The organism is Streptoalloteichus hindustanus (genome assembly GCF_900129375.1).
Classification (GTDB): Bacteria; Actinomycetota; Actinomycetes; order Mycobacteriales; family Pseudonocardiaceae; genus Streptoalloteichus; species Streptoalloteichus hindustanus.
Genome location: NZ_FQVN01000009.1, coordinates 95,682 through 122,676 on the forward strand (window position 1 = coordinate 95,682; position 26,995 = coordinate 122,676).

21 protein-coding genes are annotated in these 26,995 nt (G+C 73.3%); 10 read left to right on the forward strand and 11 right to left on the reverse strand.

Annotated features, from left to right (window positions below):
• Positions 1-107: 107 nt before the first annotated feature.
• Both BUE43_RS25105 and BUE43_RS25110 read left to right on the forward strand, forming a co-directional pair.
• The gene (locus BUE43_RS25105) at positions 108-887 is read left to right on the forward strand and encodes a TrmH family RNA methyltransferase (protein ID WP_073487699.1); all 780 of its coding nucleotides are present in this window, start codon (positions 108-110) and stop codon (positions 885-887) included.
• 47 nt (positions 888-934) lie between these two features.
• Positions 935-1,573, forward strand: a complete 639-nt coding sequence (locus tag BUE43_RS25110; RefSeq protein ID WP_143174368.1) for a DUF3558 domain-containing protein — start codon at positions 935-937, stop codon at positions 1,571-1,573.
• Positions 1,574-1,791: 218 nt separating this feature from the next.
• Here BUE43_RS25110 and BUE43_RS25115 read toward each other — a convergent pair whose 3' ends face one another.
• On the reverse strand, positions 1,792-2,220 hold the full coding sequence (locus tag BUE43_RS25115; RefSeq protein ID WP_073487705.1) for an HAD-IA family hydrolase: 429 nt from the start codon (positions 2,218-2,220) through the stop codon (positions 1,792-1,794).
• Positions 2,221-2,324: 104 nt separating this feature from the next.
• Between BUE43_RS25115 and BUE43_RS25120 the strand changes: the two genes are divergently transcribed.
• A complete protein-coding gene (locus tag BUE43_RS25120) occupies positions 2,325-2,840 on the forward strand; it encodes an Rv3235 family protein (RefSeq protein ID WP_143174369.1) in 516 nt (171 codons plus the stop codon).
• Between the two features lie 86 nt (positions 2,841-2,926).
• Here BUE43_RS25120 and secA read toward each other — a convergent pair whose 3' ends face one another.
• From secA to BUE43_RS35350, 7 genes are all read right to left on the reverse strand, one after another.
• Positions 2,927-5,764: a preprotein translocase subunit SecA gene (gene secA / locus BUE43_RS25125; protein WP_073487710.1), complete on the reverse strand. Its 2,838-nt coding sequence runs from the start codon at positions 5,762-5,764 to the stop codon at positions 2,927-2,929.
• A gap of 189 nt (positions 5,765-5,953) precedes the next feature.
• Positions 5,954-6,637 carry a ribosome hibernation-promoting factor, HPF/YfiA family gene (gene hpf / locus BUE43_RS25130; protein WP_073487713.1) on the reverse strand — a complete coding sequence of 228 codons (684 nt, stop codon included), beginning with the start codon at positions 6,635-6,637 and terminating at the stop codon, positions 5,954-5,956.
• A gap of 811 nt (positions 6,638-7,448) precedes the next feature.
• The gene (locus BUE43_RS25135; protein WP_234995908.1) at positions 7,449-8,219 is read right to left on the reverse strand and encodes a ComF family protein; all 771 of its coding nucleotides are present in this window, start codon (positions 8,217-8,219) and stop codon (positions 7,449-7,451) included.
• A gap of 121 nt (positions 8,220-8,340) precedes the next feature.
• A complete protein-coding gene (locus BUE43_RS25140) occupies positions 8,341-10,107 on the reverse strand; it encodes an LpqB family beta-propeller domain-containing protein (RefSeq protein ID WP_083960131.1) in 1,767 nt (588 codons plus the stop codon).
• An 11-nt stretch (positions 10,108-10,118) separates the two neighbouring features.
• Complete coding sequence (gene mtrB / locus BUE43_RS25145) at positions 10,119-11,843, reverse strand: MtrAB system histidine kinase MtrB (RefSeq protein WP_083960158.1); 1,725 nt, start codon at positions 11,841-11,843, stop codon at positions 10,119-10,121.
• Between the two features lie 40 nt (positions 11,844-11,883).
• Positions 11,884-12,561 (reverse strand): MtrAB system response regulator MtrA, encoded by a 678-nt coding sequence (mtrA, locus tag BUE43_RS25150; RefSeq protein WP_073488084.1) that lies wholly within the window; start codon positions 12,559-12,561, stop codon positions 11,884-11,886.
• A 289-nt stretch (positions 12,562-12,850) separates the two neighbouring features.
• Complete coding sequence (locus tag BUE43_RS35350) at positions 12,851-13,492, reverse strand: dTMP kinase (RefSeq protein WP_073487718.1); 642 nt, start codon at positions 13,490-13,492, stop codon at positions 12,851-12,853.
• A 274-nt stretch (positions 13,493-13,766) separates the two neighbouring features.
• Between BUE43_RS35350 and BUE43_RS25160 the strand changes: the two genes are divergently transcribed.
• On the forward strand, positions 13,767-14,723 hold the full coding sequence (locus BUE43_RS25160) for a hypothetical protein (RefSeq protein WP_073487720.1): 957 nt from the start codon (positions 13,767-13,769) through the stop codon (positions 14,721-14,723).
• 180 nt (positions 14,724-14,903) lie between these two features.
• On the opposite strand, the gene ahcY is transcribed toward BUE43_RS25160, so the two are convergent.
• Complete coding sequence (gene ahcY, locus BUE43_RS25165; protein ID WP_073487722.1) at positions 14,904-16,367, reverse strand: adenosylhomocysteinase; 1,464 nt, start codon at positions 16,365-16,367, stop codon at positions 14,904-14,906.
• 131 nt (positions 16,368-16,498) lie between these two features.
• Here ahcY and BUE43_RS25170 point away from each other — a divergent pair, with 131 nt between their 5' ends.
• On the forward strand, positions 16,499-18,955 hold the full coding sequence (locus BUE43_RS25170) for a hypothetical protein (RefSeq protein WP_073487724.1): 2,457 nt from the start codon (positions 16,499-16,501) through the stop codon (positions 18,953-18,955).
• A 601-nt stretch (positions 18,956-19,556) separates the two neighbouring features.
• Here the strand turns inward: BUE43_RS25170 and BUE43_RS25175 are convergent.
• Positions 19,557-20,906 (reverse strand): glutamate mutase L, encoded by a 1,350-nt coding sequence (locus tag BUE43_RS25175; protein ID WP_073487727.1) that lies wholly within the window; start codon positions 20,904-20,906, stop codon positions 19,557-19,559.
• 110 nt (positions 20,907-21,016) lie between these two features.
• Between BUE43_RS25175 and BUE43_RS25180 the strand changes: the two genes are divergently transcribed.
• The 5 genes from BUE43_RS25180 to BUE43_RS25200 all read left to right on the forward strand — a co-directional run bounded on the left by BUE43_RS25180 (position 21,017) and on the right by BUE43_RS25200 (position 25,335).
• Positions 21,017-21,877: an aldo/keto reductase gene (locus BUE43_RS25180; protein WP_073487729.1), complete on the forward strand. Its 861-nt coding sequence runs from the start codon at positions 21,017-21,019 to the stop codon at positions 21,875-21,877.
• Positions 21,874-22,512: a hypothetical protein gene (locus BUE43_RS25185; protein WP_073487730.1), complete on the forward strand. Its 639-nt coding sequence runs from the start codon at positions 21,874-21,876 to the stop codon at positions 22,510-22,512. Before BUE43_RS25180 ends, BUE43_RS25185 begins: the two co-directional genes overlap by 4 nt.
• Positions 22,513-22,759: 247 nt before the next feature.
• Positions 22,760-23,386, forward strand: a complete 627-nt coding sequence (locus tag BUE43_RS25190) for an SCO family protein (protein ID WP_073487732.1) — start codon at positions 22,760-22,762, stop codon at positions 23,384-23,386.
• A 19-nt stretch (positions 23,387-23,405) separates the two neighbouring features.
• On the forward strand, positions 23,406-24,047 hold the full coding sequence (locus tag BUE43_RS25195; RefSeq protein ID WP_073487734.1) for a copper chaperone PCu(A)C: 642 nt from the start codon (positions 23,406-23,408) through the stop codon (positions 24,045-24,047).
• A complete protein-coding gene (locus BUE43_RS25200) occupies positions 24,034-25,335 on the forward strand; it encodes a Dyp-type peroxidase (RefSeq protein WP_083960132.1) in 1,302 nt (433 codons plus the stop codon). Before BUE43_RS25195 ends, BUE43_RS25200 begins: the two co-directional genes overlap by 14 nt.
• A gap of 123 nt (positions 25,336-25,458) precedes the next feature.
• On the opposite strand, the gene BUE43_RS25205 is transcribed toward BUE43_RS25200, so the two are convergent.
• Positions 25,459-26,979, reverse strand: coding sequence for an amino acid permease (locus BUE43_RS25205; RefSeq protein WP_073487736.1), 1,521 nt, complete (start codon positions 26,977-26,979; stop codon positions 25,459-25,461).
• Between the last annotated feature and the right edge of the window lie 16 nt (positions 26,980-26,995).

Consider the following 26,995-nt stretch of genomic DNA (forward strand, 5'->3'; position numbering starts at 1 on the left):
CCGATCCTGACACAGCGCGTCTCGCCGCGACCCCGTTCCGCAGCGACCGCCGAACCGTGCTCACCGCGCCCGGAACGGCCGCGACCCGCGCGTGACATCCTGCTCCCATGCAGGTCGAACCGTCCCCGAAGGACCGCTTCGTCACCGTCTACGGCCGCAAGCCGGTGCTGGAGGCGCTCGCCGACCCGGCGCTCGCGGTGGACAAGGTGGTCCTGGCGGACAACGCGCACGGCCCGGCGGCCAGGGAGATCATCACCGCCGCCGGCCGGCGCGGCGTGGTCGTGCGGCGGGCCACCGCGCACCGGGTCAAGGTCCTGGCCGGCAACGGCCGGCACGACCAGGGCGTGCTGGCCGACGTCGTCGCCCCCCGGATGCGCACGCTGGAGGCGGCGCTGGCCGGCGAGGGCGGACGGCCGCCCCGGAGCGTGCTGCTGCTCGACGGCATCACCACCCCGGCCAACGTGGGCATGATCCTGCGGACCGCGACCGCGGCCGGCGTGGAGGGCATCGTGGTGCCGCGCCGGGGAGTGGCCAGCATCGACCCGCTGGTCGTCAAGGCCTCGGCCGGGGTCGCCTTCCACGCTCCGGTGCTGCGGTGCGGCACCGCCGAGGAGGCGGCGACCGCCCTGCGCCGCGCCGGCTACCCGTTGTTCGGCCTGGCGGCCGACGCGCCGCGCACCCTGTTCGCCGCCGACCTGCCCCACCGCGCCGCGTTCGTGCTGGGCAGCGAGACCGCCGGGATCAGCGGGGGTGTGCGGACCGAGGTGACCGGCTGGCTCGCGATCCCGATGTCCGGCGGGGTGGAGTCGCTCAACGTGGCCAGCGCCGCGGCCGTGCTCTGCTTCGACCTGGTGCGGCGCCGCGGCGAGCGGTCGCGGGTCGGCTGAGGACGATCGGCCCCGCCGACGGGGCCGGGTGGACTAGCGTGGCGCCCGTGCGAGGACGCGTGCGACGACTCCGGGACGCGGCGGCACTGCCCGCCGTCCTGCTCACCGCGCTGGCGACGGCGCTGACCCTGACCGGCTGCGCCTCGACGATCGCGGGCGCACCGCGCGCGGCCGAGGGCGTCAGCCCGACGACGAAGCCGAGCCGCCCGAGCGCGGAGCGCTCCACCCCGCCCTCGGGCGGCGCCGAGCCGAGCAGCGGGCCGCTGGTCGGCGACGTGGTGGCCGACGAGTGCCTGCTGACCGCGGCGGACGTCAGCGCGCTGACCGGGAAGACGTACCTGGACGGCCAGAACGTCACGGTCCAGAAGGACGGGAAGGAGAACAAGTCCTGCTTCTACACCAAGGACGGGGACTTCGCGCCGAGCGGCCGCATCGACGTCTACAAGGTCAACGGGCTGACCCTCCAGGAGGCGCTGGAACGCGTCGCCAAGAACACCCCGAACAGCAAGAAGATCCAGGGCATCGGCCGGGGGGCCGTGCTGGAGCCGGACAAGGACGGCGCGCCCCGCGCCACCCTGTGGGTCGCCTCGGACAACCACCTGTCCCTGCTGTGGATCGCCGACTCCACGCCGGCGGAGGCGTCCTGGATCGACGCCGGGAACAAGCTGGCGACCAAGGCCGGCTGACCGACCGGGGCCCTGCCGGCCGTGGGCACCTGCCAGCCGGACCTCCGCCACCGGGCCGGCAGGGGCAGGGCACTGTCCCCAGTGGTCCGCCCCCAGTGGTTCGTCCGCGGTGATCCGTCCGCCGTGGCCGGTCCCCGATGGACGGTCCCCGGAGAACAGTCCCGAGTGAACTGACCTGAGCGAAACGCCCTCTGTAGACAGTCCTCTGTGGACAGTCCTCAGTGGAAGGTGAGACCGAACAGGATCTCCAGTTCCTCCACAGTGGACTGAACCCTGACGTGGCGCACGCCGACCATGCCCGCGCTCACCGCGCCCCGCACGTTGTCCGCGAGGTCGTCGACGAACACGCACGCCTCGGTCGGCAGCCCGAGACGCCGCGCGGTGAGCCGGTAGATCTCCGGGTCCGGCTTGGCCACGCCCACCGCCCCGGACAGCACGACCTCGTCGAACAGCTCGTGCCACCAGGCCGGCCACCGACGGCGCGGCACGGCCTCGACGTTGGACACCAACGCCGTGCGCAGCCCGTGCCGCCTGGCCAGTCGGAGCACACCGACCAACGGCGGCTCGCCCGACGGCTCCCGCACCCCGTCGTCGCCGGGATCGGTGAGCACGCCGGCGTAGTCCAGCACCAGCCCGGTCAGGTCCACCCGCCCACCTCACCACATCAGGTGATCTGCCGGCGACACCGCCCGAAGACGGCGTCCCGCCCCCTCTGCAACCCCGGGTGATCACGAACCACCGGGAGGGCGCGATGAGTCAGGACACCCTCGACGACGTCCGGGCCAGCGACGACGTCCGGGCCAGCACAGCACTCACACTCACCGCGGCCCCGGAGTCGGAGCCACCGCCCGACTCCGGCGGCCGCCGCCGACAACCCCAGCCCGACAGCGGTCCGGCGGCGATCCGGCACGACCTCGACACGCCGGCGACCCGCCCCACCGAGCCGGACCGCGGCCTTTCCGTCGCCGCCGCGCACCACCTGGCCCGCCTCGTGCTCGTCGCAGTGTTGGAGGTGGCCGACGGCCGCCGCAACGCGGCGCAGCTCGACAGAATCCTCACCCCACGGGCCCGCGCCGCGCTGGGCGAATTCCCCCGCGGCGTCAGCCGGTCCGGCCACCGCCTCCGGTCGGTGCGGGCGGACTCCCCGCGTCCCGGGGTGATCGAGGCCAGCGGATCGGTGTGCTGCGGCGACCGGGTGCGCGCGCTCGCCGCACGCATCGAGATCGACCCGGCCGGGCCGCGCTGCACAGAGCTCCGGCTGCTGTGACGCGGAAAGCCGTGAACGGAAACGGGCTCCCCGCACCACAGGGGAGCGGGGAGCCCGTCGAACCTCGTCCGGTCAGCGCCGGGACGTCACTGCCGACGCCGCCGCTGCTTGGCCTGCGCCCGCGCCGCGGCACGCCGCTCCCGGCGGGTGCCGGACTGGCCGCCGTCCTCGTCGTCGACGTCGCCGTGGCTCTCCACGCCACCGCCCTCGGACGGCCCGGTGAAGGTCAGCGGCTGACGGCCGGGCGCCTCCAGGCCGCGACCCCGCAGGGCCGGCGGCACCTGGTCCTCGACCGGCGGCATGCCCAGCTGGCTCATGGCCGAGCCGGCAGGGGCGTGCGCGTTGCCGGTCGGGATGATCGTGGTCTCCTCCACCTCCGAGGGCGGCTCGACCTCCGGGGCTGCCGGGGGCTCCGGCGCGGGCTCCTGCTCGACCGGCTCGACCTGGAGGTTGAACAGGAAGCCGACCGACTCCTCCTTCAACGCGTCCAGCATCGCGTTGAACATGTCGAAGCCCTCGCGCTGGTACTCGACCAGCGGGTCGCGCTGGGCCATCGCCCGCAGGCCGATGCCCTCCTTGAGGTAGTCCATCTCGTAGAGGTGCTCGCGCCACTTGCGGTCGAGCACGGACAGCACGACGCGCCGCTCCAGCTCGCGCATCGCGCCCTCGCCGACCTTGCCGTCGATCTCGGCCTCGCGCGCGGCGTAGGCGCGGCGGGCGTCCTCCACCAGGGCGTCCAGCAGGATCTCCCTGGTCAGCTCCTCCCGCTCGTCGGCGAGCTCCTGCCAGCTGACCGAGATCGGGTAGAGCGTCTTGAGCGCGGTCCAGAGCTGGTCGAGGTCCCAGTCCTCGGCATAGCCGTCGGAGGTCGCGCCGTTGACGTAGGCCCTGATCACGTCGGTGAGCATGTGCTGGACCTGCTCGTGCAGGTCCTCGCCCTCCAGCACCCGGCGGCGCTCGGCGTAGATCACCTTGCGCTGCTGGTTCATGACCTCGTCGTACTTGAGGACGTTCTTGCGGATCTCGAAGTTCTGCTGCTCCACCTGGGTCTGCGCGCTGCGGATCGCGCGGGTGACCATCTTGTGCTCGATCGGCACGTCGTCCGGCACCCGCAGCCGGGTCATGACGGCCTCGACCATCGCCGCGTTGAACCGCCGCATCAGCTCGTCGCCCAGCGACAGGTAGAACCGCGACTCACCAGGGTCGCCCTGCCGACCGGACCGGCCGCGCAGCTGGTTGTCGATCCGGCGCGACTCGTGCCGCTCGGTGCCCAGCACGTACAGGCCGCCGGCCTCGCGGACCTCCTCGGCCTCGGCCTTCAGCTGGGCGCGCATCTCCTCGACCAGCTTCGGGTACTGGGCGTTGTACTCCTCGACCTCGACGACCGGGTCCAGGCCCCTGGCCCGCAGCTCCAGGTCCGCCTCGAACTCGGGGTTGCCGCCGAGCATGATGTCGGTGCCTCGACCGGCCATGTTGGTGGCCACCGTGACGGCGCCCTTGCGGCCCGCCCTGGCCACGATGGCCGCCTCCCGCTCGTGGTGCTTGGCGTTGAGCACCTCGTGCGGGATGCCCTTGCCGCGCAACAGCTTCGAGAGGTACTCGGAGCGCTCGACGCTGGTGGTGCCGACCAGCACCGGCTGGCCCTTCGCGTGCCGCTCCTCGATGTCCTCGACGACGGCCTGGAACTTGGCCTCCTCGGTCTTGTAGACCAGGTCGGGCTGGTCCTTGCGGACCATGGCCCGGTTCGTCGGGATCGGCACCACGCCCAGCTTGTAGATCTGGTGCAGCTCGGCCGCCTCGGTCTGGGCGGTGCCGGTCATGCCGGCGAGCTTCTCGTAGAGCCGGAAGTAGTTCTGCAGCGTGATCGTGGCCAGCGTCTGGTTCTCGGCCTTGATCTCGACGCCTTCCTTGGCCTCGATCGCCTGGTGCATGCCCTCGTTGTAGCGGCGACCGGCGAGCACGCGACCGGTGAACTCGTCGACGATCAGGACCTCGCCCTCGCGGACGATGTAGTCCTTGTCCTTCTTGAACAGCTCCTTGGCCTTCACCGCGTTCTGCAGGTAGCCGACCAGCGGGGTGTTCGCGGCCTCGTACAGGTTGTCGATGCCGAGCTGGTCCTCGACGTACTGCACGCCGTCCTCGGTGATGCCGATGGTGCGCTTGCGCTCGTCGATCTCGTAGTGGAGGTCCTTGCGCATCGCGGTGGCGAGCCGGGCGAACTCCAGGTACCAGCGGGAGGACTGGTCGGCCGGACCGGAGATGATCAGCGGGGTCCGCGCCTCGTCGATGAGGATCGAGTCGACCTCGTCGACGATGGCGAAGTTGTGGCCGCGCTGGACGCACTCCTCCAGGCTCCACGCCATGTTGTCGCGGAGGTAGTCGAAGCCGAACTCGTTGTTCGTGCCGTAGATGATGTCGGCGGCGTAGGACTCCCTGCGCTGCTCCGGCGTCATCTGCGACAGGATCACGCCGACCTTGAGGCCGAGGAAGCGGTGCACCCGACCCATCCACTCGGCGTCGCGCTTGGCCAGGTAGTCGTTGACCGTGACGACGTGCACGCCCTTGCCGGAGATGGCGTTGAGGTAGGCGGGCAGCACACAGGTCAGGGTCTTGCCCTCACCTGTCCGCATCTCGGGGATCTGGCCGAAGTGCAGGGCGGCCCCGCCCATCAGCTGGACGTCGAAGGGCCGCTGGCCCAGGGTCCGCTTGGCCGCCTCCCTGGCGACCGCGAACGCCTCCGGGAGGAGGTCGTCCAGCGACTCGCCGTCGGCGTGCCGCTCGCGGAACTCGTCGGTCTTGGCCCGGAGCTCGGCGTCGGACAGCTCGACGACGTCGTCTTCCAGGTCGTTGATGTGCGCGGCGATGGCACGCAGCCGCTTCAGCATCTTGCCTTCGCCGGCGCGGAGCAGTCGGGACAGGACCATCCGGGGTCGACCTCGCTAGCTGATCGTGACGCGCCCGACACGGACGCCTTCGTCCCCATCGTACGGGCGTCAGGCCTCGATCTTCGAGAGTCCGCGCCGCCCAAAGCTGCGGAACGTGGGTCCGCCGACACGCCTCGCGGCCCCCGGGCGCCGAGGCGCCCGGGGGCCGCGAGGCCGAGGAAGGCCTGCTCAGACGAGCCTGATCACCCCGTAGTCGAAGCCCTTGCGGCGGTACACCACGCTGGGGCACCCCTTGTCCGCGTCGTTGAACAAGTAGAAGTCGTGTCCGACCAGTTCCATCTCGTAGAGGGCCTGGTCGACGGTCATCGGCTTGGCCGGGTGCTCCTTCTCCCGCACGACGCGCCCGGGTTCGACGGCCTCCAACCCGTCGTCCCACCGCTGTTCGGGCACGGTCGGCTCGTCCGTGCGAGTCTGGCTGGTCGCCGGCGCCTCAAGCACCGCGGTGCGGCCCCTGCGGCTCGCCCGCCCGCTCCCGGCCGACACGCCGTTCGCGGCGAGCGTGCCCGCCCCGGTCGCCTCGGAGACCGAGGCCGGGCGGTGTTGTCCGTAGTGGATCCGTCGGCGGTCGTGGACCCTGCGCAGCCGGTTCTCCAGCTTGTGGACCGCCACGTCCAGCGCGGCGTAGAAGTCGCCCGCGCTCGCCTCCGCCCGGATCACGGGCCCGCGTCCCTTTCCGGTGATCTCCACGCGCTGGCAGTTCTTCGCCTGCCGCCGGTTGGGCTCGTGGAACAACTCCACGTCGAAGGAGATGACCTTCCTGTCGTAACGTTCGAGGCGGGCCAGCTTCTCGGCGACGTGTGCCCGGTAGTGCTCCGGCACCTCGACGTTACGGCCCTTGACGACGATGTCCATACACGACCTCCCTCTGTGTCGTGCGGTGTTGGCAGGTCCTGCGGCACCGGGGGAGGTGGGGGGTTGTTCAGCGCTCCGCCGGCACCAGGGTCATGGGCTGATCGCCTCCTCCCCGCGACCGGGATCGCTGATTGCGGTGCACGTTAGCTCGGGATTCCGCGTTTCGACAGCCCCCGCGGCGGTCGATGTCAAGCCGCCACGCGCAGTGACCGGCCTCACCCGAAAAGCGGCAGGTCGGATCGCCTGCGCCAGCCACTCGCGCGATCGTGACACTGCGTACACCCCCGATGGGGTGAACCCCGCTCCCGCGATCGTCGCCAGCAGTGGTGCTCCCTGAGGACGCGGCCTCATGACCGGGCAACGTCCGGGCCTCCCCGCCGGTTCCCCGGGCGCGGACCGCCGGCGGCGGTTTCCCACCCCGTCGGCGGCCGGGGGCTGGACGTAGCCGCGACACCTGCTCTGCCCCACGGTCACCTCCACCTGCCGGGGAACGCACCCAACGTGGTCACGCTCCGATCACGGCGATGCGCACAGCGTGCTCACCTGGCGCCTGCGGGGCAACTACGCGGAAGCATGGAGGTTCACCAGCCATTTCGGGGTTTGACGGCGCCCGCGCCGGGTGCCGTCCCGGACGTTCCCGTCACGCTGTCGCCCAGGTCCGTACCCCCACAAGCCTTCCCCCAACCCATCTGTCGCAGTGCCGACGTGGGGCGCCCAACGGCGGACCCGCCCGAACCCGGGGTCGCCGAGGCGCGGTTCGTCCCGAATCTCACCCGGATGTCGGAACGCGGTCGGGAGGAAAGCAGTCAGATCATCGACTTCTCCCCTCCCTCGACGGCGCGCCCCGCCCGCCCGCTGACAGCAACGCGACGACGGCGGCGACGGGGATGCCGGCGGAGCGCAGCGCCGACACGCACGCGGCGGCCGTCGCACCCGTGGTGATCACGTCGTCGAGCAGCACGACCGGAGTCCCCGGGGGTGGCAGGCCGGCGGGCCGGAGCCGCACGCGCCCGGCCAGGTTGGCCGCCCGGCCCGCCGCGTCCAGGCCAACCGCGTCGACTACTCCCCGCCCGAGCCGCAGACCGGCCGCGACGACGGCGGGCCAGCCCGCGACCGCCAGATGGGCCGCGCACCGGCCGGCGAGCCGGCGAACGTGCTCTCCCCCGCGTCGCCGGGCGGCGGCCCGCCTGGACGGCACCGGAACCAGCCACCAGACGCCGTCCGCGGCCGGCCCCGCGCGCGGCAACAGGGGCACCGTCGCGGCGAGTCGCGCGCCGAACGGGTCCGCGAGGTCCAGCCGCCCCCGCTCCTTGTACGCCAGGAGGGCGGACCGGGCCGCCGCTCGGTACTCGCCGAGCGCATAGGCGGCGGGGCCGCGCGCCAGGGCCGCGCGGTGTACCGCGTGCGGCGCCGCCAGCAGCGGCTGGCAGGTCGGACACCAGGAACTGCCCGCGACCCCGCAGCCAGCGCAACGGACCGGCACCAGCAGGTCGAGAAGGCACTGGAGGATGCTCCAGCGGGCGGAGCCCGCGACCGGGGGCACGGGCCGGGTGGACGGGGCGGCGGTGTGGTGAGTCGTCATGCGGCCACCATCCGCGGGAACCCCGACAGTTCCCGGCCCGTCAGCCACGATCGGGGGAGGAACTCCCGCGACCTTCACCCGACAGGGGAAGACCGGCGCCGGAAGAGACGACCCGACCGGCTCAGCCCGGGTAGAACGGGATCGCCCCGGCCTGGGCGACGTTGCTGTCGTGCACCCGCCACACCTCGGTGTCGTCGACCGTCGTCCACAGGCCCCGGCTGTCGGCGACGACGACCTGCCGGTTCGGCGCCGCGGTCACCGCCGCGACCGGCGGCGTCAGGTTGGAGGCGTTGTAGAGCTTCCACTCCCTGCCGTCCACCGTCACCCGGACGACCGGCGTGGCGTTGCTGCTCGACCCGGCGATCACGGTGTTGGGGCCCTGCCAGTCGACGCTGGTCACCGTGTTGAGCACGTCCGGGAGCACCTTGCGGACGTTACGGACGCTGACCTCGCCGCCGTTGTCCACCACGCTGCCGAGGAACAGCCGGCCCCCGACCACCGCGGCCAGCCTGACCCCGTCCCTGGACAGCCGCAGGTCGGTGATCGGGCCGTTGTTGGTCAGCTCGGCGGCGTTCACCTGCCGGCTGCTCCACCCGCCCTGCCCGTTGGCGCTGACGCTCAGCACGGTCGCGCCCTCGGTGACCGTCCACACCTCGGTGGCACCCTTGTCGCCCGGCGGCATCCAGGTCGGGCGGGTCATCTGCCCCACCGGCTGCGTCGCCTCGCTCAACGCCTCCTCGACCCCGCCGACCCGCAACGCCACGCCCCCGCTCGCGGAGCGCACCACGGCGGCGAGCCGTCCGCCGTCCACCGACTGCGCCGCGCTGACCACGTCGTAGTTCGCGGCTGGCCCCTTGACCGCGTCCCCGCGGAACAGCGAGCGCAACCGGCCGCCCACGACGGCCATCCCGCGCAGCTCCGGGTTCGGCGCGGTGTCCGGGACGAACGGCGCGATGTCGGCGCGCCGCCAGTCCGGCTGCTCCGGCACGACCGGGACGTTCTCGCTGAGCACCTTGATCCGCGTGTTGGTCACCTTCTCCAGCGACAACACGATCTGGGCCACGATGAGCTGCCGGCTCTGCGGCGTCTGCTGGCCCAGATCGCTGAGGTTGACCAGCATCGCGCCGTCGGTGCCCTCGGCCACGTTGCTCCTGGTGCGCACCCCGTCCGGGATGGCGCTGCGCACCGAGTCCCGCAGCGCGGCGGACGGCCCCCGCAGCAGCATGTCGACCACGGTGTTGGGCTGGGCGCTCGCCGGCTGGGTCTGCACGTACCGCAGGTCGGCCACCAGCGTGTTGCGCCGGGGGTTGAGGAAGTGGACCGGGACCGGGGTGTAGTTCTCGTTGAACCCGTCGATGGTGACGACGATGCCGTCCGGCGCCTCGGCCAGGCGCCACTCGCCGTCCTCCTTCTCCAACCGGATCGGCACCTCGAAGTCGCCGGACTCGGGCAGGAACGCGTTGTCCCTGACCAGCCGGCCCTTCCACTTGCCGCGCAGCAGGACCCGGACCTGGTCCTCCGAGCGCCCGCCGTCCCGGTCGCCGGTGTAGACGGTGTCGAACTCCCTGGCCAGGATCCACACCGAGCTGTCGTCCCGCCAGTTCCCCTTCGCCCTGCGGGTCAGGTACGCCTTGGCCGCGGCGTGGCCGCCCTCGGGGTCCGCGCTGGCCTCGACGTAGCGGCGGACGAGCGTGAGCGGGTCGGCGTTGCGGGGCGGCGGCGCCGGCTGCGCCACCCGCCGGCCGTCCCCCCTCGGCCCGACCGCCTCCGGCTCCGAGCTCTCCGGGATGGTCGCGCAGCCCACCAGGGTCACGGCGACCGCGAGCAGGGCGATCAGGCGGGCCAGCGCGCCGCGCCCCCGCCGTCCGCGCACGTCCTCGGCGCCCACCCGGTCTCCCCTCACTCCTGCCAGCCCACGACCGACTCCGCCGGCTCGCCGGCACCCGCCTCCCGCTCCCCGCCGCCGCGCTGGTCGCCGGCCGGCGCCGGCGGTTCCGGCGGCAGCGCCAGCGGGCTGCCGGTCAGCTCCTCGCCCTGACGCCGGGGCAGGGTGAGCCGGAAGCACGCGCCGGCGCCCGGCTCGCCCCACGCCTCCAGCCACCCGCCATGCAGCCGGGCGTCCTCCAGGCTGATCGACAGGCCGAGGCCGGTGCCGCCGGTGCGCCGGTTGCGGGACGGGTCGGCCCGCCAGAACCGGGTGAAGACCAGCTCCTCCTCGCCGGGCCGCAGGCCGACACCGTGGTCGCGCACCGCCACCGCGACGGCGTGGTCGTCGGCGGCCAGCCAGACCTCGATGGGCTGGCCCTCGCCGTGGTCGACGGCGTTGGCCAGCAGGTTGCGCAGGATGCGCTCCACGCGCCGGCCGTCGACCTCCGCGGTGACCTCGGCCGCGGCCTCCGCCGCCTCCCCGCCGGGCGTCCGCAGGTCGATCCCGACCCCGGCCTTCTCCGCGATGGGCCGCAGCGACCCGACGACGCGCCGCACCACGCCCCGCATGTCCACGGTCTCGGCCGCCAGGTCGGCCACGCCCGCGTCCAGCCGACTGATCTCCAGCAGGTCGGTGAGCAGCGCCTCGAACCGGTCCAGCTCGTCCACCATCAGCTCGGTCGAGCGGGCCAGGCCCTCCGGGAACTGCTCGCGCGAGGCGTGCAGCACGTCGGCCGCCATCCGCACGGTGGTCAGCGGTGTGCGCAACTCGTGCGAGACGTCCGAGGTGAACTGCCGCTGGAGCTGGCCGAACTCCTCCAGCTGGCGGATCTGTCGCTGGATGCTGGCGGCCATCTCGTTGAACGACTCGGCCAGCCGGGCCACGTCGTCCTCGCCGACGACGAGCATCCGCTCGTCAAGCTGGCCGTCGGCGAACCGCTCGGCCACCTCGGCGGCCTGCCGCACCGGGCGCACCACCTGCCTGGTCACCAGGTTGGCGATGCCGGCGAGCAGCAGCAACAACAGCAGACCCACCACGACCAGCGTGTTCTGCACCAGGCTGATCGTGCGTTGCTCGGAGTCCAGCGGGAACAGCAGGTAGAGCTGGAGCGAGCGCCCCGCGCTGCGCACCGGGATGCCGACGGCCAGCACCGGGCCGCGGCCGGAGGCCCGCTCGACGGTGGAGAACTGGGTGGTGAACTGCTCGCGCTCGACCTCGCGGCGCAGCTCCGGCGAGACGTCGTTGAACGGGCCGGTGGCGGTGGGCCGCAGGCCGCCGGCGGCGCGGCGGCCGTCCACCAGCACCGGCTCGAACGCGCCGGCGGCCACGTTGGCCTGGTCGTCGCCGTTCGGGCTGGCCAGCTTGTTCACCGCGTTGGTGAGCTTGGCCTCCACGTTCTCCGAGTCCGGGTTGACCGCCACCAGCTCCCGCTCGACGGTCTTCGCGCTGGACTCGGTCTGGCTGATCGCGGCCTGCCGCTTGGCGCTGAGCAGCCGGTCGGTGATCTGCGTCTGGAGCACCATGCCCAGCACGAAGACCACCGCCGAGGACAGGGCCAGCGTGCTGACCACCACCCGGAGCTGCAGCGAGCGCCGCCAGAGCGCGCCGAAGGCGGCCCAACGACGCCTGACCTCACCGGCCAGGCGGTGGGACCGCCTCGCGATCTTGCGCGCCAGCCGTGCGCCGAACCTCCTCACCACGACCGTCCGCGACGACGACGAGCCCGTGCGGCCGGTGTCACGGAGGACCGGCCTTGTAGCCGACGCCGCGGACCGTGAGCACCACCTCGGGGTGCTCGGGGTCCTTCTCCACCTTCGACCGCAACCGCTGGACGTGCACGTTCACCAGCCGGGTGTCGGCGGCGTGCCGGTAGCCCCAGACCTGCTCCAGCAGCACCTCCCTGGTGAACACCTGGCGCGGCTTGCGGGCCAGCGCGACCAGCAGGTCGAACTCCAGCGGCGTGAGCTGGATCGCCCTGCCCTCCCTGACGACCTCGTGGCCGGGCACGTCGATCGTCAGGTCGCCGATGGTGAGCATCTCGGCCGGCTCGGAGTCGGTGCGCCGCAGCCGGGCCCTGATCCTGGCCACCAGCTCCTTGGGCTTGAACGGCTTGACCACGTAGTCGTCGGCGCCGGACTCCAGGCCGAGCACGATGTCGACGGTGTCGCTCTTCGCGGTGAGCATCACGATCGGCACGCCGGACTCGGACCGGATGGCCTTGCAGACGTCGATGCCGTTCATGCCGGGCAGCATCAGGTCCAGCAGGACCAGGTCGGGCTTGAGCTCGCGCAGCGCCGGAAGCGCGCGGGTGCCGTCGCCGACGACCGCGGTGTCGAAGCCCTCGCCCCTGAGCACGATCGTCAGCATCTCGGCCAGGGCCGGGTCGTCGTCCACCACGAGAACGCGTGCCTTCATGCCCCACATGGTTGCACTGCTCATCGTTCGGGCTTGCACCCCCCGGCCGCCGACCGGCGCCAGGCCGTGCAGGTCCCCCTGCCTCCTCGCCACAGGGCCCCCTCCCAGTTCGTCGCCCCTGGTGGCGACGGCGCCGTTCGGGCGGCGCCGTCGCGTTGGCGACGCGGGTCAGGGCGCCTGACACGTCGCGTCGCCACGCCACAGCGCACCGTCACCCGGACGACTCACGCAAGGGACTGGTCGGGTGGTCTCCGGCGGTCGGCCGCCCGCCGGGCGGGGGCGAGGGTCCTCACAGCCCCACGCGGTCGAGGAGGTCGGCGACGTCCACCCGGGCCGAGCCGTCCACCACGTGCCACGGCGCCAGCCAGCCGGCGGCGGCCAGCTCGTCGTAGACGACGCCGCACCGGGCCTGGAGGCCGCCGTCGACCTCGTAGTGGTCCCTGGCGCGGTCCGTCTCGTGGTTCGCACGGTGCTCGGCGCGCTCGGCGGCGACGGCCGCCGGCACGCGCAGCAGCAGGTGGGCGTCCGGCGTCGGCACGCCGAACCGCTCGACCTCCAGCTGGCGGACCCAGGCGACGAACTCACCGTCGGCGCCCTGGCGCAGCCGCGCGGCGCCGTAGGCGGCGTTGGAGGCCACGTACCGGTCGAGCAGCACGACGTCGTTGACGAGGAGGTCGGCGCGGAGCTGGGCGCTGGCGTCGCGCCGGTCCAGGGCGTAGAGGACGGCCATCCCGTGGACCGAGTCGATCAGGTCGCCGAGCCGGCCGTGCAGGGCGTCGCGCACCAGGTCGGCGTGCACGTCCTCGCCGTAGCGCGGGAAGGCGCGGCGCGCGACCCGCCGACCCCGCTCGGTCAGCGCCGCGGTGAGCGCGTCGGCCAGCGTGCGCTTGCCGGCCCCGTCCAGTCCCTCGATGACGACCAACCGTCCCACGTGCGGAAACGGTATCGGCGTCGACGGGAGCACGCCCACCCGGGGCGGTGACCCGACCTCGCCTGTCCACTGAGGACACTCGGAGCCGGTCAGGGCGGTGACGCTCCGCCGCGCCCGCTCTGCGCCGTTCGGGTGTTCCTTTCCCGATCTCCGGGGAGAAGTCCGTTTTCGGCCACCATCAGGCGAGGATTGCGCCCGCCCCGTCCGGCCGCGGCGACGCCGACCGCGCCGGGGACCCACGGGCGGGAGACCCCCGAGAAGACGGAGCACGACGATGGGAATCGCTGACTGGCTCAGGCGGCACTTCGTGGCCGAGCCCACCGGCCCCACGCCCGAGACCGCCCTCTCCCCGCCGCCGGACCCGTTCCGGCAGCAACCGCCGCCCAAACCCGTGGGCATGCCGTCGTCGGTCCGGCAGACCGCGCTCAGCGCCCGCACGCCGAGCGCCCTCGCCGGCGCCTGGTTCGACGCCGAGTTCGACCTGACGTGGCAGTCGCTGCCGGGCGGGGAGCAGCGGCACAGCCGGCCGGAGGACCTCGTGCGCGCCTACGCCTACGAGCTCGTCGCGCAGGTCACCGCGACGCACTCGGTCACGGCGGTGACCGCCGCGCAGGCCGAGGCCAACCGCCAGCTCGGCTGGGTGCGGGAGATCGAGGGCGTGGTGTCGATGCGGGGGTCGGTGGACCTCAGCGTCGCGCCGCTCTACCAGCAGGCGGCCGAGGAGCACGAGCGGCTGCAACGCGACCGGCAGGCCGGCCGGCTGCGCAGGGAGCTGGAGACCGAGGAGATCGAGCACCTGCGGTCGGTGGCGTTCGACCAGCTCACCAGCGCGCGGATCTGGTGGGTGCTGCGGTACCCGGAGCGGGTCGGCGAGATCGCGGAGCTGGACGGCGTGTTCGCCCGCCTGTGCGGCGTCGAGCCCGACCCGCCCGTGGCGGTGACGCCGCTGCCGCCGCGGTCCGGAGGGGCGTTCGACAGCGTGGGGTGGCAGACCCTGGAGCGGGTGGCCGCGGTCCTGGAGCAGCTCGACGACACCAGCCGCGACCGGCTCGTGGAACTCGCCAACCACGTCGCGGGCAACTTCGGGCGGACGCTGACCGACGAGCAGCGGCCGCCGGTGACCGCCCCGGAGACCGCGATGGTGGACGCCGTGCCCGACACGATCCCCACGGAGCGAACCGACCACGACCTGCCCCCGGTCCGGACGAACGGGACCGGGCCGATCGCCTGATCCACGGGCGGTCAGCCGAGGAACCTGGTGGACGGCAGCGGAACCTGGCGGACGGCGCACCGGCGGGGAACCGCCCCGACAAGCGGAGACGCCGCCGATGCTGCGTCGGCGGCGTCTCCGCTGGAGCGTGTGCCCTGTGGGGCTGGAGCCGGCGACTCGTTGCCGGCTCCGGCCACGGCCTCAGTACCGGTAGTGCTCCGGCTTGAACGGGCCCTCGGGGTCGACGCCGATGTACTCGGCCTGCTCCTTGCTCAGCTTGGTGAGCTTGCCGCCCAGCGCCTCCAGGTGGATGCGGGCGACCTTCTCGTCCAGCTTCTTGGGCAGCCGGTACACCTCCCTGTCGTACTCCTCGTGCTTGGTGAACAGCTCGATCTGCGCGATCACCTGGTTGGAGAAGGAGTTCGACATCACGAACGAGGGGTGGCCGGTGGCGTTGCCCAGGTTCAGCAGCCGGCCCTCGGACAGGACGATGATCGAGTGGCCGTCGGGGAACACCCACTCGTCGACCTGCGGCTTGATGTTGATCCGGCGGACGCCGGGCAGCCGGGACAGGCCGGCCATGTCGATCTCGTTGTCGAAGTGCCCGATGTTGCCCAGGATCGCCTGGTGCTTCATCCGGGACATGTGCTCGGCGGTGATGATGTCCTTGTTGCCGGTGGCCGTGACGACGATGTCCGCCTGCCCGATCACCTCGTCCACAGTGGACACCTGGTAGCCGTCCATCGCCGCCTGCAGACCGCAGATCGGGTCGATCTCGGCGATGATCACGCGCGCGCCCTGGCCGCGCAGCGACTCGGCGCAGCCCTTGCCCACGTCGCCGTAGCCGCAGACCAGCGCCACCTTGCCGCCGATCAGCACGTCGGTGGCCCGGTTGATGCCGTCGACCAGCGAGTGCCGGCAGCCGTACCGGTTGTCGAACTTCGACTTGGTCACCGAGTCGTTGACGTTGATCGCCGGGAACAGCAGCTCGCCCTGTGCGGCGAGCTGGTACAGGCGCAGCACGCCGGTGGTGGTCTCCTCGGTCACGCCGCGGATGCCGTCACCGATCCTGGTCCACCGGGTGGCGTCCTCGGCCAGCGACCGGCGCAGGACGTCCAGGATGAGCTTCCACTCCTCCGGGTCGTCCTCCTCGGCCGACGGGACCACGCCGGCCTTCTCGTACTGCGCGCCCTTGTGCACCAGCAGCGTGGCGTCGCCGCCGTCGTCCAGGATCATGTTCGGGCCCTGGCCGTCCGGCCAGGTCAGCATCTGCTCGGTGCACCACCAGTACTCCGGCAGCGTCTCGCCCTTCCAGGCGAAGACCGGCACGCCCTTCGGCTCGTCGACGGTGCCGTGCTGGCCGACGACGACGGCCGCGGCCGCGTGGTCCTGCGTGGAGAAGATGTTGCAGGAGGCCCAGCGCACCTCGGCGCCCAGCGCCACCAGCGTCTCGATCAGCACGGCGGTCTGCACCGTCATGTGCAGCGAGCCGGAGATCCGCGCCCCCCGCAGCGGATAGACCTCCGCGTACTCCCGCCGCAGCGCCATCAGACCGGGCATCTCGTGCTCGGCCAGGCGGATCTCCTTGCGGCCGAACTCGGCCAGCTCCAGATCGGCGACGGCGAACTCCACGCCGTTGCGCCGCTGCAACCTCTCGGCGGTCATCGCGAGCTTCCTCCACGTCGTAGGGGGCCAACCGCACCCTATCCCCCGCCACGCCGGTTGCTCCGAAAACCAGTCGCGGCTTCGTCACGTGGCGCAAGATTGGGTTCTGCCCCGTAGCGACAGCCACGATCATGCAGTTCGAGGAGGCGGCCGTGCTGGTGCCAGGGCCGGACACGCGCGTGGTGGAGCTGCGCGTCCACGGGGTGATGGGGAACACGGCGGAGTCGTTGGTCGACGCGGTCTCCGCGGTCGACGTCGACGGCGACACGGTGGGCCGCGTCGTGCGGCCGGCCGACCGCATGCGCCGGCCGGTGCCGGGTCCGGTGCTGCACGCGGGCGGGCGGCCGGTGCCGCGCACCGTCGAGGGCTACGTCTGGGGGCGGATGACCTCCGGCGGCTGGGCCAAGGCGACGTGGGCGTTGTTGTTCCCGTTCTCGCTGGCCAACGTGGCGCACTGGATGCTCCCGCCGACCAGGGCGGACCACCGGGGCAGCGTCCTGCTGGGGGCGGCGCTGCGCGGCCTGCTCCGGCTGGTCGCGGTGCTGCTGACCCTGTTGTTCGTCGCGCAGTGGGCGGTGGTGTGCCTGGACCTGGTCGCGGCGCAGTGCCTCGCCCCCGGCGCGTCCTGCCTGCCGTCGGCCCCCGACTGGCTGCGCGAGCTGACCGTGCTCCGTGCGCTGCTGGGCATGGCGCCGGTGGCGCTGGTCGTCCTCGGGCTGCACCGGGTCTCGGCGGTCGACTGGAGATCGCGCGAGACCCGGCTGACCGCGCCGGCGCGTCAGCTCCGGCGGATGCCGGCGGCCAGCGTCGTCGCCGACCCCGACACCCCCGCGCTGCGGTCGCTGCACACGACCGCGGCACTCGCCGTCACCACGCTCCTGACGACCGGCGGGCCGACAGGCCCGGCGGTCGGGGGCGCGGTCGCGGTGCTGTGGTGGGCGTCGGTCGCCCTGCTCCTGGCCAGCGTGGCCGGTGTGCTGGCGCTGGACGACCCGACGGGCGCCGCCGAGGAGGACCGGATCCGCCGCGTTCTCGGCCCCGGGCCGCGCGCGGTGCTGCTGACCTGCGCGGGCGTGTTGTTCGCGCTCACCGCCCTGACCCCGCCGCCGATGACCGGCGCGCTGCCCGGGTCGGACGACACGGTGCTCGCCGTCGCGGTCGGGCTGGCGGTGTGCTGCGGGCTGGTGGCGGCGCTGCTGGCGCCCGCGGCGTGGCTGGCGCGCGGCGAGTGGGCGGGGCAGCCCCGCGATTTGCGCCCGTGGGCGGGTGGCTGGATGGCCGCCCCGGTGCTGGCACTGGCCGGACTGCTCGGCGGCGGGTTCGGCGCGGGCGTGGCGATCACCACCCGGCAGGTTCTTCGGTCACCGGAACTGGTGCTGCCCCCCGGCTACACCGGGATCACGTTGCTGTGGGGCGCGGGCGCGGCGCTGGGCCTGGTCGCCACCCTCGCGCTGGTCGCCGTCCTCGCGGTGCTGCGGCGGATCGCCGAGCGGCGGGGCCGGTTCGTGCCGCCGGAGGTGGAGCTGCTGCACGCCGGCCGGCCGGAGGACGCGCGGGTGGCCGCGCGCGCCTGGTGGCTGGCCGAGCTGCAACGCCGGTACGGGCACCGCGTGCTGGTGGGGTTCACCGGGCTGCTCTCGGCCGGCGCGATCACCGCCGGCGCGATCAAGCTGGGCGGCCGGGGAATGCCAGGGTGGGCCGCGCCGCTGTCCGGCATCGGCGTGGTCGCGCTCGCCGCGCTGGCGGTGGGGTTGCTGCGGATCGTCTACGTGGCCGCGTGCCGGCCGGACGCCGCGCGCCGGGTCGGGCTGCTCGCCGACCTGGCCTCGTTCTGGCCCCGGGAGGCGCACCCGACCGTGCCGCCCTGCTACGCGTTGAAGGTGGTGCCCGAGCTGACGGCCAGGGCGCTGGAGCACCTGGACCGGCCCGGCACCCGGGTCGTGCTGGTCGGCCACAGCCAGGGCAGCCTGCTGGCGACGGTGACGGCGGCCAGGGTGCTGCAGGCGCTGCCGGAGTCGGAGCGGGGCCGGATCGGCCTGGTCACCGCCGGCTCGCAGCTCCAGTGGGCGTACCCGAGGGCGTTCCCCGCCGTGGTGCCGCACTCCTCCCTGGTGGAGCTCAGCGGCGAGCTGCGCGGTCGCTGGCGGTCGCTGTGCCGGGGCACCGACCCGCTGGGCGGCGCGGTGTCGACGTGGAGTCGCCAGGTCTACGGCGGCAAGCTGCTCGGCGTCGGGTTCCGCCAGGACGGGGCCGAGGGGCCGTTGCCGTCGGCGGTCCGCAGCGACACGGGCGCGCTGGTCCTGGGCGGGGACCACTGGCTGCCCGACCCGCAGGCAGCCCCGGTGGACGGCCGGCGGTGGACCCCGGGCGTTCTCGGCCACCGCGACTACTTCGCCGACCCGGAGTGGGACCGGGCGATCGCGATGGCAGCGGGCCTGGAACGGCCGCCGACGCCCCGGGAGCGCAAGCGGACCACGCCCGAGCCGCCCCCGTCCGGCGCCCTGCCCAGGACCCGGACGGTCCTCACCCGGCCAGCGGTCCTGCGGCCGCCCGTCCCGGAAGTGCCGGAACAGGCGAAACCGCACTAGGCAACCAGTTCGCGCCGCACGCGGGCATCCCGTAGGAGTTCCTGGCGCAGCAGTGGGAACACGGCTCTGGCATGACCCGTGAGCGGCTGCTGCGGAGCTGGCAGGCCACAGGAGTGCGGCAGCGACGGCACGAGCTGCCGGTGGCGAAGACTTGTGGCACAGGGCATTCCACGATCACGACGTGCGTGGAAGTCCTGCACGCCGAGTTGGGCCGGCCAACCGGCGCAAGCCCGGCCGAACGCCGAACGCCGAACGCCGAACCGATGGTCACCGAGGGATTCCCAGCCTGGCCTGCTCGGACACCCGCGTGCGAGAGCTCGTTCCAAACTGACCACTGAGTCCACTGAGGACAAATGTTCGTCAGTGAATGACGGCCTGCAGAAGCAGGTCAGCTCAGAACGAGCTGGCGTGACGGCTTGCTTGTGACGCAGGACGTTCCGCGTTCATTCCCTTCCCAGAACCCCCGGCGTCACCTCATCTTCCGCCGCGGGTCGACCGGCTTTGGTGTGGACAGCAGTGTTTCCGTCGACCCCGCCTTGCACACCGGGCGCTCAACCGATGGTCACCGGGCCGAGCTCCAGGCCGTTCGAGGCTTGCTCGATCAGACCGCGAGTCGCCCCGCGGTGGCGAGGTGCTCGCGGAGCAGACCGTCCGCGAGGTCGGGCTGGTCGGCGGCGAGCAGCCCGGCCGGGGCGAGGACGTACCGCCGGTCCACGACGACGGCCGCGTGCCGCAGGACGGGACGGAGCACCGGGTCGGCGCGCAGGGTCTCCTCGACGGCGGCCAGCGCGGCGGCGTCGGCGTGGCGGAACACGCCGCCCGAGAGGACCAGCAGGCCGGCGCCGCGCGGGCCGAGCCGGCCGTCGACCAGCCGCAGGTGCCGGCGCAGCGCCACGACGGCGGCGAGCGCGGCCAGACGGGTGTCGTACGCGACCTCCTCGGGGTCGTCCGCGCCGGCGGGCACCCAGTGCACCCGCTCCGCGCGCCGGTCGGCCGCCGACCGCAGGAGCTCCGCCTCGCCGGGAACGAGCAGCCGCTCGGCCTCGGCCTCGGCCACCACTCCGGGCGCCGACCACCGCATCCCGAGGTCGCCCTCGACCGTGCGCCGGTCCGGCGGCAGGTCGACCGTGCGCCGCCCGCGCTCTTCGTCCACTGTGGACACAGCGGAGTAGACGTCGGTGGTGGCCCCGCCGACGTCGGTCACCAGCACCGCGCCCGGGGCGTCGGCGCCGTCGGCGAGCACGGCCGCGAGCCGGGACACGCCGTGGAGGACGGCGTCCGGGGTGACGGCGCGCACCAGGCTCCGGAACCGCGGCCCCCGGGACAGGCCCTTCCCCCCGATCACGTGCCGGAGGAAGACCTCGCGGATCGCGGTCCTGGCCGGCCCCGGCGCCAGCTCGCCCACGTCGGGCAGCACGTTGTCGGTGGGGACGACGGTGCGGCCGGTGGCCAGGAGGAGCGCCTCCGCCTCCGCGCGGGCCTCGCGGTTGCCGGCGAGCACGACCGGGCACCGGACGCGGTTGGCGGCCAGCCGCCGGGCGTTGTGCAGCAGCACCCTGGTGTCGCCGCCGTCGGTGCCGCCCACCAGCAACACCACGTCCGGAGCCGCCGCGCGCAGCGCCCGGATCCCGGCGCCCGTGAGCTCGCCGGAGGACACGTGCACCACCCTCGCGCCGGCCGACAGCGCGACCCGGTGCCCGGCCTCGGCGCTGACCAGCCGCTCCTGGCCCACGACCGCCAGCCGCAGGCCACCGCCCGCCGAGGAGCAGGCGAGCACCGCACAGTCCGCCGCGCCCAGCTCGTCGACCAAGGACCGCACCCCGTGCAGCACCTCGGGCGGGGTCGTCCGGTGCTGCGCCGTGCCCACCAGCGCGCCGGCGGCGTCGACCAGCGCGGCCTTGGTCCACGTCGACCCCACGTCCAGGCAGAGCAACCGCCCTCGTCCGCTCATCCGAACGCCCCGTCCGCCGACGACAACGAGGAGGTCATGTCCGGCACGCTACCGCTGGCGGGCGGGCCGCGGTTGGGAAAAGCTGGTGGCGGGACCGGCGAGGAGGAGCGATGCAGCGACGCAGTGTCGGCGGCGTGCCCGTGTCCGAGATCGGCCTCGGCGCGATGCCGCTGTCCGTGAACGGCCGCCCGGACCGGCAGCGGGCGACCGACACCGTCCACGCCGCCCTGGAGGTCGGGATCACGCTGGTCGACACCGCCGACGCCTACTCGCTGGGCGCCGACGACTTCGGGCACAACGAGGAGCTGGTCGCCGAGGCGCTGCACAACCACCCACTGGGCGTGGACGTGCTGGTGGCCACCAAGGGCGGGCACACCAGGGGCGCCGACGGCTCGTGGGAGCTGGACGGCCGGCCCGAGCACCTGGTGGCCGCGTGCGAGGCGTCGCTGCGCCGGCTCGGCCTGGAGGCGGTCGGGCTCTACCAGTTGCACCGCCCCGACCCGAAGGTGCCCTTCGCCGAGTCGGTCGGCGCGCTCGCCGAGCTGCTCGACGCCGGCAAGATCCGGCTCGCCGGGGTGTCCAACGTGGACGTCGACCAGATCCGGGAGGCCAACGCGGTGCTGGGCGGGCGCCTGGCCGCCGTGCAGAACGAGTTCTCGCCGCGGTTCCGGGGCAGTGAGCCGGAGTTGCGGTTGTGCGCGGAGCTGGGGATCGCGTTCCTGCCGTGGGGTCCGTTCGGCGGCATCGACGAGGCCGGGGAGCTGGGCCGGCGGCACGCGGCGTTCGCGGAGGTGGCCCGGCGGCACCGGGTCAGCCCGCACCGGGTGTGCCTGGCCTGGCTGCTCGCGAAGGCGCCGGTCGTCATCCCGATCCCCGGTTCCACGCGTCCCGAGACCGTCCTGGACTCCGCGGCGGCGGCGGAGCTCCGGTTGACCCCCGAGGAGATCGCGGCGTTGGACTCCCCGGCGTGACCCCGCCACCGAAGCTGTGCCCCAAGGTGATCCTGGAGGGCACCCGGCTGACGGGGAAGACCGACCTCGCGTTCGCGCTCAACGAGCACCCCCGGGTGGTCGGGCCCCGGCGTTACCGCTACCACTCGCCGCTGGTGTCCGCGGAGTGGTGCGGCTTCACGAACCGGCCGTGGGGCCGCGGCCTGATCAACTTCGAGCCGGCGGAGGAGGAGCTGGCGCTGGAGACCTACCGCACCTGGGCGCGGATGTTCGAGCTCCAGCGGTACTACTCCTGGATCGTCGACCGGTTCCACCTGTCCACGCAGGCGTTCCAGGCGCGCGCCGGGCGGCGCTACGACTTCGGGTGGCTGGAGGACCGGTTGCGCCCGCTGAACTTCGGGCTGGTGTTGTGCGTCCGCGACCCGGACACGTTTCCCGAGGCCCGACTGGAGCGGCTCGCGGTCTCCGGGAACCCGGCGCAGTACGACGACCTGTCGGTGTTCGTGCGGGAGCAGGAGGAGCTGCGCGCCCTGGCGGCGCGGAGCACCCTGCCGGTGCTGGAGCTGGAGGTGTCCCGGCGGTCCGTGGCGGAGCTGGCGGACGTCGTGGCCGACTGGCTGGCCGAGAACGACCTGCTCGGGCTGCGCGACGAGTGAGAGCGCCCGCGATGGGCGCGCTGCGGCCCGGAACCCCGTAATCCATAAGCGGAAACCCGCTCGCCGGCGCCAGCGGTGCGCCCGGGTGATCCACCCTTCAACGATCTTGCCGGGCCCGTGTGAGCTGGGTCGCGGGTGGCCCCCTCACCCCGGATAACCACCGGTCGGATGAGTAGGCTGCCGAGAGGTTGCCGACCGGCGGCCGCGACGACGCGGCGGGAGACGCCGCGCATCCTGGAGGAGGAACGTGCGAGCACTGCGCTGCGTGGTGTCGGCCCTGCTCGCCGGGCTGTTGCTGGCGTCCTGCGGTGACGCGGGCCCCGCTCCGACCGGCGCCACGACGACGAGCACGCCCCCGCTCAAGGCGGCCGCCTTCCCCTCGCCGCTGGACGCGCCCAAGCAGAACCTCGTCGACCTCCAGGGCCGGCCGTTCGACTTCGGCCAGCGCCTGCGCGACCGGGTCACCCTGCTGTACTTCGGCTACGCCAACTGCCCCGACGTCTGCCCGACCACGATGGGCGACATCTCGCAGGCGATGCGCGGGCTCGACGAGGGGCAGCGGAAGCGGGTCCAGGTCGTGATGGTCACCTCCGACCCGGCCAGGGACACCCCGGAGGCGTTCGGGACCTGGCTGCGCCAGTTCGGCCCGGACTTCGTCGGCCTGACCGGGAAGATCGACGACATCGTCGCCGCCGCGCACTCCGTGAACATCGGCATCGAGCCGCCGAAGACCGACGCCGGCGGCGACTACGAGGTCACGCACGGCGCGCAGGTCCTGCTCTTCACGCCGGACGGGAAGGGCGCCGGCTACTACCGCAGCGGCACCAGCTCGGCCGACATGCTGAGCGACCTGCGCACGCTTCTCAACCGTTGACCGGAAGGAGAACCCACCCATGGCGCACGCCAGAACCCGGCTGGCCCCGCTGGTGGCCGCGGCGGCCGTGGCGGCCGGCGCGTTGCTCACCGCGTGCAGCAACAGCGAGGAAGCCAGCACGCTGACCACCACGGTCACCCCGCCCAGGGCCACGAGGTCGGTCGCCGACCCGAGCGGGACGGCGCCCGCGCCCGCGCTGGCCAGCGCCACCGCGGACACCCTCCAGATCAGCGGCGGGTGGGTGAAGCTGCCGCCGAAGAAGGACGTCACGGCCGGCTACCTCAAGCTGCGCAACGCCGGCCCCGCGGCCGACGCCCTGGTCGGCGTGACCACCGACGTCGCCACCAAGGCCGAGCTGCACACCATGCAGCCCACCGGCAACGGCGCCGAGAAGATGGTGCAGGTCAACGAGATCCCGCTGCCGCCGGGACAGGAGATCGAACTGCGCTCCGGTGGGCTGCACCTCATGCTGGTTGGCATGAAGAAGGACCTCGTCGCCGGTGAGCAGGTCCCGGTCGAGCTGGCCTTCGCCAGCGGGAAGAAGGTTCCGCTGCGGCTCCCGGTGCTCTCGCCGGAGCAGGCGCCGCGGGGTTCCCAGCAGACGCCGTCCGGCGGGGCGGCGACGCCTTCGGCGGGTGGCAGCGGGCATGGCGGGCACTGACGAGCCCTCGGCCGCGGCCGAGCAGCCGGCGACTCGGCAGAGCCCGCCCGTGGTGGGCCGCCGCCGGCTGTTCGGCCTGCTCGGCGCCGCCGGCGTGACCGGCGTGGCGCTGGGCGGCTCCGCCGGGGCGGGGATCACCGCCTCGCGCCTCGCGCCGGAGGCGGCGCCAGCGGCGGCCCAGCCCTCGTCCGCGCCCGCGCCGGCCGCCGCCGACCCCCGCCGCCAGCCGGGGGTCGCCACCCCCCTTCCGGCCCAGCTCCGGATGCTCGCCTTCGATCTCGACCCGGCCGTCGCCGACCGCCGCGACCGCCGCGCCCTCGCCACCGTGCTCACCGGGTGGCGCCGGCTCGCCGAACGGCTCCGCGCCGGCGAACTCGCCCGCGAGGCCGAGGCGCTGCCGATGGCCGGGCTGCCGACCGAGAACGCCACCCTCACCATCGGGTTCGGCCCGAGCCTGCTGACCAGGCTCGGCCTGGACGCCCAGCGCCCGGAGGCGCTCGCCGACCTGCCGGTGTTCCCCGGCGACCAGCTCGACCCCGCGCGCTGCGGCGGCGACGTGCTCGTGCAGGTGTGCGCCGAGGACGAGCTGGTGGCCAGCGGCGTCGCCGACCTGGTGCGCAGGCAGGCCGCCGGCGTGCTGCGCCCGCGCTGGTCCCAGAACGGTTTCCGCGCGCTGAACGCCGCGCCGCAGCCCAATCCCCCGGCTCGCAACCTGATGGGCCAGGTCGACGGGATCAACAACCCGCAGCCGGGCAGCGGTCTGTTCGACACCACGGTGTGGGTGCCGGAGTGGGAACGTCCACAGTGGATGGTGAACGGGACCTACCTGGTGGTGCGGCGGATCAGGATGCTGCTCGACGAGTGGTACGCGCTGCCGGTGGACCGCCGCGACGAGGTGATCGGCCGGCACACCGGCTCCGGCGCGCCACTGGGCCGCCAGTCGCTGACCGACCAGATCGACCTGGTCGCCAAGCGGCCGGACGGCCAGCCGCACATCCCCCGGGACGCCCACGTCCGCGTGTCCAACCCGAGCACCAACGGCGGCGCGCGGATGTTCCGCCGCCCGTTCAACTACGACGACGGCGCCCGTCCTGACGGGACACGCGACGCCGGGCTGCTGTTCCTCGCCTTCCAGGCGGACCCGCGGCGCGGGTTCGTGCCGGTGATGCGCAGCATGGCCACCGGCGGCGACGCGCTCAACCGCTTCATCGTGCACGAGGCGAGCGCGTTGTTCGCCATTCCACCGGCCGGCGACGGCTACGTGGGCCAGCCGCTCCTCGAAGGCTGACCCGACGCCGTTCCGGTCCCCCGACTCGGACCGCGCCACCGAGAACGCCGAAGCGGGTCCCGTCCACATCGGACAGGACCCGCTTCCGGCGTGATCAGCGTCAGCGTGATCCGTGGGCCGGGGTCAGCCGCCGGCGATCTCCGTGCCCTCCCGCTGCCGGCGCGCCAGCACCGAATGCGTTCGCCCGTAGGCGAAGTAGACGACCACGCCGGCGACCATCCACAGTCCGAACCGGACCCAGGTCATCACCGTGAGGTTCAGCATCAGCCACACGCAGGTGAGGATCGCCAGGATCGGCACCACCGGCACCCACGGGGTGCGGAACGCGCGCGGCAGGTCGGGGCGGGTCCTGCGCAGCACCAGCACGCCGGCGGAGACCAGCACGAAGGCGAACAACGTGCCGACGTTGACCATCTCCTCCAGCTTCGTGGCCGGGAAGAAGCCCGCGGCGACGGCCACCACGGCGGCCACCAGGACCGTGGCCCGCACCGGGGTGCCGTGCTGGCCGGTGCGCGCGAGACCGCGCGGCACGAGGCCGTCGCGGGACATGGCGAACAGCACCCGGGTCTGGCCCAGCAGCAGCACCATGACCACCGTGGTCAGGCCGGCGAGCGCGCCGACCGCGATGATCTTCGCGGCCCAGTCCACGCCGTGCGCGGCGAACGCGGTGGCCAGGTTGGCCTTCTGCTTCGTCCCGTCCGGCAACGTCTTCGTGGCCAGGTCCTTGTAGGACTGCATCCCGGTCAGCACGAAGGACACCGCGACGTAGAGCACGGTCACGATCGACAGGGAGCCGATGATGCCGCGCGGGATGGCGCGCTGCGGGTTGCGGGTCTCCTCGGCGGTGGTCGCCACGATGTCGAAGCCGATGAAGGCGAAGAACACGATGGACGCGCCGGCCAGCAGGCCGTAGACGCCGAAGTGGCTGGTCTCCCCGCCCAGGATCAGGGAGACGAGGGACTGGTCGAGCCCGGTGTGGCCGGCGCTGGCCTCGGCGGCCGGCGGCACGAACGGCTTGTAGTTGTCGGTGTTGACGTAGCCGATGCCGAGCACGATGACGAACAGCACCACCGCGACCTTGATCGCCGTGATCACCTGGCTGACCCGCGAGGACAGCTTGGTGCCGATCGCGAGCAGCAGGCAGAGCACGCCGACGAGCAGCACCGCGCCCCAGTCGAAATCGATCCCGCCGATGTGCACCACGGTCGGCACCCGCACGCCGAACAACGTCGTCGTCTGGTCCAGGTACCCCGACCAGCCCTTCGCGACCACGGCGGCGGCCAACGCGAACTCCAGCACCAGGTCCCAGCCGAGGATCCAGGCGACGAACTCGCCGAAGGTCGCGTAGGAGAAGGTGTAGGCGCTGCCCGCCGCCGGAACCGTCGAGGCGAACTCCGCGTAGCACAACGCGGCGAGCCCGCACGCGATGGCGGCGAAGACGAACGACAGCGAGACGGCGGGACCGGCGACGTCACCCGCCGTGCTCGCCGCCACCGTGAAGATGCCCGCTCCGACCACGACCGCGACCCCGAAGACCGTGAGGTCCCACGCCGTGAGGTCCTTCCGAAGTCGCGTGTCGGGTTCGTCGGTGTCCGCGATGGACTGCTCGACGGACTTGGTGCGCCAAAGTCCTGTGCCCGGCACGAGTGCCCTCCTGTCG

Excerpts from the sequence above, each read along its gene's own strand:
- BUE43_RS25105 (WP_073487699.1), top strand. The coding sequence starts at position 108 with ATGCAGGTCGAACCGTCCCCGAAGGACCGCTTCGTCACCGTCTACGGC.
- BUE43_RS25120 (WP_143174369.1), top strand. The coding sequence starts at position 2,325 with ATGAGTCAGGACACCCTCGACGACGTCCGGGCCAGCGACGACGTCCGG.
- secA (WP_073487710.1), bottom strand. The coding sequence starts at position 5,764 with ATGGTCCTGTCCCGACTGCTCCGCGCCGGCGAAGGCAAGATGCTGAAG.
- hpf (WP_073487713.1), bottom strand. The coding sequence starts at position 6,637 with ATGGACATCGTCGTCAAGGGCCGTAACGTCGAGGTGCCGGAGCACTAC.
- BUE43_RS25135 (WP_234995908.1), bottom strand. The coding sequence starts at position 8,219 with ATGACGACTCACCACACCGCCGCCCCGTCCACCCGGCCCGTGCCCCCG.
- mtrA (WP_073488084.1), bottom strand. The coding sequence starts at position 12,561 with ATGAAGGCACGCGTTCTCGTGGTGGACGACGACCCGGCCCTGGCCGAG.
- BUE43_RS25160 (WP_073487720.1), top strand. The coding sequence starts at position 13,767 with ATGGGAATCGCTGACTGGCTCAGGCGGCACTTCGTGGCCGAGCCCACC.
- ahcY (WP_073487722.1), bottom strand. The coding sequence starts at position 16,367 with ATGACCGCCGAGAGGTTGCAGCGGCGCAACGGCGTGGAGTTCGCCGTC.
- BUE43_RS25170 (WP_073487724.1), top strand. The coding sequence starts at position 16,499 with ATGCAGTTCGAGGAGGCGGCCGTGCTGGTGCCAGGGCCGGACACGCGC.
- BUE43_RS25175 (WP_073487727.1), bottom strand. The coding sequence starts at position 20,906 with ATGAGCGGACGAGGGCGGTTGCTCTGCCTGGACGTGGGGTCGACGTGG.
- BUE43_RS25180 (WP_073487729.1), top strand. The coding sequence starts at position 21,017 with ATGCAGCGACGCAGTGTCGGCGGCGTGCCCGTGTCCGAGATCGGCCTC.
- BUE43_RS25195 (WP_073487734.1), top strand. The coding sequence starts at position 23,406 with ATGGCGCACGCCAGAACCCGGCTGGCCCCGCTGGTGGCCGCGGCGGCC.
- BUE43_RS25200 (WP_083960132.1), top strand. The coding sequence starts at position 24,034 with ATGGCGGGCACTGACGAGCCCTCGGCCGCGGCCGAGCAGCCGGCGACT.